At 65.4% G+C, this 2407-nt stretch carries 3 protein-coding genes; 2 read left to right on the top strand and 1 reads right to left on the bottom strand.

What is annotated here, in order from left to right:
* A partial coding sequence (locus VN856_RS26940) for a PPE family protein (RefSeq protein ID WP_325695011.1) occupies positions 1 to 1276 on the top strand: 1276 nt, incomplete at its 5' end.
* A 32-nt stretch (positions 1277 to 1308) separates the two neighbouring features.
* Complete coding sequence (locus tag VN856_RS26935; RefSeq protein WP_325695012.1) at positions 1309 to 1629, top strand: DUF732 domain-containing protein; 321 nt, start codon at positions 1309 to 1311, stop codon at positions 1627 to 1629.
* A gap of 21 nt (positions 1630 to 1650) precedes the next feature.
* On the opposite strand, the gene VN856_RS26930 is transcribed toward VN856_RS26935, so the two are convergent.
* Positions 1651 to 2407: AMP-binding protein (locus tag VN856_RS26930; protein ID WP_325695009.1), on the bottom strand; the 757-nt coding region annotated here is incomplete at its 5' end.

The raw sequence follows: 2407 nt of genomic DNA, 5'->3' as shown, positions 1-2407 counted from the left end.
GTCCACCGCGGCGTCCTACTCGTCGGTGATCTCATCATTGACCAGTGGACCCTGGCTAGGCCCGACGTCGCTCAGCATGGCGGCCGCGGTAGCTCCATACCTGAGTTGGATGCAGGGCACCGCCGCGCAGGCCGCCGAAACCGCCAGCCAGGCCACCGCGGCAGCGAGCGCATACGACGCGGCATTCGCCGCCCACGTGCCGCCGGCGGAGATCGCAGCGAACCGCAGTCAGCTGGCATCGCTCGTGTCCACCAACATCATTGGGGAGAACAACGCTGCGATCGCCGCCACCGAAGCCCTGTACAGCGAAATGTGGGCGCAGGACGCCCTGGCGATGGATACCTACGCCGCCTCCTCGGCGGCCGCCTCCAAGCTGACGCCCTATACCGAGCCGCCACAAACAACCAACACCGCGGGCACCGCGGCGCAGTCGGCCGCCGTAACCCAAGCCGCTGCCACTCAGGCCGGGTCCAGCGCTCAGACGGCTGCGACCGCAGCGGCCTCCACAGGATCGCCGCTGCTGCAATGGCTGGCAAACCTGTCCACCGACTACACGGACACCCTCAACGGCCTGCTGAACAGCCTGTTTGGGCCAACTGGGGCATCAACGTACACGGCGCTTTTCAACGCGATCAAGACTCCACTTAGCTTCACTACCGGGTTCAACGACCTCGGGCTGCTCACTAACTTCCCCGTATCGCAGTTTCTCAAGTTCACGCCCGCGCCTGGGTTCGGCGCGATACCGAAAGAGGGTCTGGGAGGCGGACTTACCGGACCCTGGTGGAGTCGGGGCTGGCTGACCAGCTCAGTGTCGGCGGATATGGGCAATTCCGGCACTCTGGTGGGAAAGTTGTCAGTCCCTCCCAGCTGGGCGACCGCCACACCGGCGGTCAGAACGGTCGCTGCCGCTCTGTCCGCCGGCGGGCCGGAAGCCGTGTCGCCGGCGGCGATTGCCGAAGGAAGCATGTTGAGTTCAATGCCCGCGGCGGGAATGCTCGGCAGCGCAATCGGAGCCGGAGGCCCCACCGTCGTAGCCAACAGTGGCGTCCGCCGCCTCACCCCGCTCAAGGACCTCAAAGGCAACCAGTCGCCCGAGCAACTGAAGCGTTTGGTCGCACAAATATCGGAGAAGCCCGAAAGCGTACAGCACCACACGGTCGACCAAGACGGTCTCGACAGTCTGCTCGAACAACTGGCGACGAAACCCGGCGTCCACGCGGTGCATCTGTCCAAAAGCAAGGCCAAAGTCGTCCCTCCAGATTCGCAGTTGGGCTAGGGGACAACATGATTCAAGAGAAAGGGCGGGTTATGAGAGCACTACTTGTGGCACTCGGCGTTGGCATCGTGATCGCTGTCGCGGCACCGGCGTACGCCGATCCGGACGACGCTACCGGCGACGACGCGGGCTTCTTGTCTGCCATACAGAAAGTCGGCATTCATTATCCCAGCCCGGCTCAAGCAATCACCGCCGGCAAATCGGTGTGCGGGTGCCTGAACAACGGCGAATCGGCTCTGGAACTGGTGCACGAGGTGAAGGTCCGGAATGCGGGGTTCACCATGGAAGAAGCATCCAACTTCGCCATGATTGCAGCGAAATATTACTGCCCCCAACAACTCTCGAAGAGCTGACTCGAAGCCGGCGCTCGGCTGCTACGTAACGAGAGTGACCGAGTTCGCCCGGCGCAGCTTGCCCGACGACGTCTTCGGGATGGTGCCGGGGCCGAGCACGACGACGTTGCGCGGCCGCACGTCGACCTCGGTGACGACCTCGTGGGCCACTTGGTGCTCGATGCGCCGCACCTCGACCGGGTCCTGCCAGGCGTTGGATTCCACGGCGACGGCGAAGGTTTCGCGCGAGTGCCCGGCGTCCAGCCGGACGGCGACGGCGCAGCCGATGCGGACACCCTCGACGCGGCCTGCGGCGCGCTCGATGTCGGTCGGGTAGATGTTGCGGCCCGCCATGATGATGACGTCCTTGACGCGGCCGCAGACCACGACGTGGCCGTTCTCCATCAGATAACCCAGATCGCCGGTGTCGTACCAACCGTTCTCGTCCTGCGCGGGCAGGAAACCGCCCATGGTGATGTAACCGGGCGTCACGCATTCGCCGCGCAGCTCGATGACGCCGACGCCGCGAGCGGGCATCACGTTGCCGTTCTCGTCGACGACACGGGCCTCGAGATCCTTCAGCAGCGGACCGAGTGATGCGAGCCGCCGGGTGTTGCCCTTGCTGGACGGGACGGCGCGCCGCAGCGCAGCGAGCAGATCGGCGTCGACCTCGTCGACGACCAGGCCGGCGTTGCACTCGGAGAACGACACCGCGAGCGTCGTCTCCGCCATGCCGTACGCGGGCAGGATCGCCGACGGCTTCAGCCCGAAGGCCTTGCCCGCATCCAGCAGGTCCTCG

Source organism: Mycobacterium sp. (assembly GCF_035603715.1).
Taxonomy (GTDB): domain Bacteria; phylum Actinomycetota; class Actinomycetes; order Mycobacteriales; family Mycobacteriaceae; genus Mycobacterium.
Note: the sequence above shows the minus strand (reverse complement) of the source record. Positions and strands in the feature narration are given on the sequence as shown.

Bases quoted from the DNA above. Each gene is read 5' to 3' on its own strand.
- VN856_RS26935 (WP_325695012.1), top strand. From the start codon at position 1,309: ATGAGAGCACTACTTGTGGCACTCGGCGTTGGCATCGTGATCGCTGTC.